The 603-nt window shown below is 46.6% G+C and carries 1 protein-coding gene; it reads left to right on the forward strand.

The genetic code is table 11. The features are described from left to right. On the forward strand, positions 1 to 603 hold a 603-nt coding region (locus R8N47_RS26635), incomplete at its 3' end, for a Crp/Fnr family transcriptional regulator (protein ID WP_318186288.1).

The raw sequence follows: 603 nt of genomic DNA on the forward strand, positions 1-603 counted from the left end.
GTGGAAGGAATAAACGAAGCAGTACAAATCGTTCGCGCACGACACTTCGACGAAAAAGCACTCATTTGCAGTAAAGGCGCGCAGCACTCTTCATTGATGGTGATCGCCAAAGGATCTGTACGCGTTAACGCGATAAGTTCCAAAGGAAAAGAAGTCACCTTGATGATTTTCGAAGCCGGAGGATGGTTTGGCGACAATGTATTTTCACCCGGCATGCCACGCATTTTCGGAGCAACGGCTCATACCGACGTAACCCTATTAGAGCTACCTGGCGATAAATTTCGGCAGTTGTTAGCCAAATACCCACAAAGCTACCCTGTAATTCTGGATCTGCTCAGCCGCAGGTTATGGTCTGCGATTTCCGTTATCGAAGACGACGCCATTCGCGGTATAGAAGAGAGGATCGGCAGACGGTTATTGCTTCTGGCAGAATATCAACATAACCGTCCTATAAGTGCCCAGTCTTGTGTAGTGAAAGTGACTCGTGAGCACATCGCCAACATGATGGGGCTAACACGACAAAGTGTTCATAAGGTACTAAAGAAATTGGAAAACTCGAACATTCTTAGGCTGCAATATGGCAGTATTACCATATTGAATCCG

This window comes from Vibrio sp. 2132-1 (assembly GCF_033344315.1).